This window comes from Bartonella sp. LB28NMGDW, assembly GCF_042194435.1.
GTDB classification, from domain to species: domain Bacteria; phylum Pseudomonadota; class Alphaproteobacteria; order Rhizobiales; family Rhizobiaceae; genus Bartonella; species Bartonella grahamii.
Genome location: NZ_JBHIMX010000065.1, coordinates 1 through 1,889, shown reverse-complemented (window position 1 = coordinate 1,889; position 1,889 = coordinate 1). Strand labels below are relative to the sequence as shown.

Here is a 1,889-nt window from a genome sequence, read left to right as displayed (position 1 = left end):
GTCAGTTTTTTGCGTTTGAATATCTCGCATAAAGATAAGCATTTGACGCGCAAAATCGGGACTTTACCGCGTGGTGCGATGATCCTTTCGATTAAAGCGTTTGTGAAGACAGCGTTTTCGGATGCGAAATTAAAGATAGGTAGCACCTATGGTGGTAATGAGTTTAGTGAAAAGGACATCAAAACCCAAAGCACTCAAGATTTTACATCAACCAACCAAAAAGAGTTTGTTCCAGAAGATCAAGAGCTTACGCTTTATGCAACACGGGATAAAACAACTGTGGCTGGAGAGTGTGTTGTGGTCGTGCAATTCGTGACCAATCGTTGAGAGGTATAGGGGAAGGCTTAATTCCCCTCACGATTTATGGAATAGATTGTACAGAGAGTTGCAAATTAAGGGCAGATAAGACAGCGACTAAGGTAGAAAGTTTAGGGTCACCAGTCTTACTTAAAGAGCGGTATAATCCACTGCGTTCGCGATTGGTTTCTTTTGCTAAGGCACTCATATTTTGTGCTCTAGCAACAATACCAAGGGCATCCGCTATATGAGAGGCATCACCGGTTTTAAAGGCTTCATTAAGAAATGCTTGTTGTACCTCAATGTCTTCAAGATATTCTTCTGGTTTAAATGGGGTTATTTTCATCACTGTACTCCTCTTTTAACTTTAATGCTTGTTCAATATCTTTTTTCTGCGTTGATTTATCTCCACCACATAACAAAAGGATAAAATCAGAGCCTTTTTTTGTAAAATAAATTCGGTAACCAGCACCATAGTGGATACGTAATTCACCTATACCATTAAAGAATTTAACATCACCGAAAAGACCCTGTTTTAAGCGGACAATACGTTGAAGAATAATAGCCTTAACGCTTTTATCTTTAAGTTTCTTAAGCCAAGTATCAAATTCTATCGTTTTATGAATGAATACCATTTGAGTACTATACTACACAAAATATATAATATCAATAGTTATAATTTTTACTGAAAGGTATTTTGATGACACGTCATTATATTCGGGTTAAGACCGGAGGACCGATACCTGTAAAGCGAGATGTTTATCGTCATAAGAGAACACTTTCGCACTTAGTGTCGGTTATTCAAGATGAGATTGATGACATAGCCGATGAGTATGTTCATCAAATCCAAGAAAGCATTTTTGCAGCCATTCGTTTTTGTGAACGGGAGACCTTTTACTTTAACGAAAGCCGTGATGTGGTGTTTGAGACACGGGCGGGACAAGGTGTTTATGATGCAAGCACTACCCGCCCTATTGAAACAGCTGTTAAAATAAAAAACGTTTATCTGAGTTCGATAACATATTATGCATAAAAAACCAATAAAGTCAATAGGTTGTGTGAAATTATTTTATATGAATCCACTTAAGAATCCACACTTTTATGCATGATTCATTTGATCATTTTTTATATAAGATTGCCATGCATGAATAGACCATAAAAAGCAAATCATGATACAAATATTATAACGCATGTGTGCATTCAAATGAAATGAAAAGCAGCTATCATTCATAACAGTTTATAAATCTTATGATACGTTTTTATCACAGTACAAATCACATTGTTTAAAATTTAGTTGTTTGGAATTATCGATAACATACGTTTAAAGATCACATCTTGTTTTAATGATTGGATTGTTAATCGCATGATAAAAACAAAATTAACGGTCCCCAAAATTGGGGAGCGCAAAATCTAAAGATGTTATAGTATCCTATAAGAAAGTAATCATTTAAAACTTTTATAAGCTTATAGGTTTAATTTATAAAGATTGCATAAAAGGATTTAAAGACAAGATCACTTTTAAAACGCTTTCTAAAAGTTTAGAAAATGATAAGTAATCAGCATAAATATAATATCATGACATATAGAATGAA

The 1,889-nt window shown here is 34.5% G+C and carries 3 protein-coding genes and 1 pseudogene; 2 read left to right on the top strand and 2 right to left on the bottom strand.

Going from position 1 to position 1,889, the window contains the following annotated elements; all coding sequences use genetic code 11:
• The coding region (locus ACFIKG_RS09085; RefSeq protein ID WP_375652174.1) for a hypothetical protein at window positions 1-327 on the top strand (327 nt) is incomplete at its 5' end.
• Between the two features lie 34 nt (window positions 328-361).
• On the opposite strand, the gene ACFIKG_RS09080 is transcribed toward ACFIKG_RS09085, so the two are convergent.
• Window positions 362-643, bottom strand: coding sequence for an addiction module antidote protein (locus tag ACFIKG_RS09080; protein WP_375652173.1), 282 nt, complete (start codon window positions 641-643; stop codon window positions 362-364).
• Window positions 624-932, bottom strand: a complete 309-nt coding sequence (locus ACFIKG_RS09075; RefSeq protein WP_375649232.1) for a type II toxin-antitoxin system RelE/ParE family toxin — start codon at window positions 930-932, stop codon at window positions 624-626. Before ACFIKG_RS09075 ends, ACFIKG_RS09080 begins: the two co-directional genes overlap by 20 nt.
• Before the next feature lie 65 nt (window positions 933-997).
• Here ACFIKG_RS09075 and ACFIKG_RS09070 point away from each other — a divergent pair.
• Window positions 998-1,312, top strand: a pseudogene (locus tag ACFIKG_RS09070) (hypothetical protein); the annotation flags it as partial.
• Window positions 1,313-1,889 lie beyond the last annotated feature (577 nt).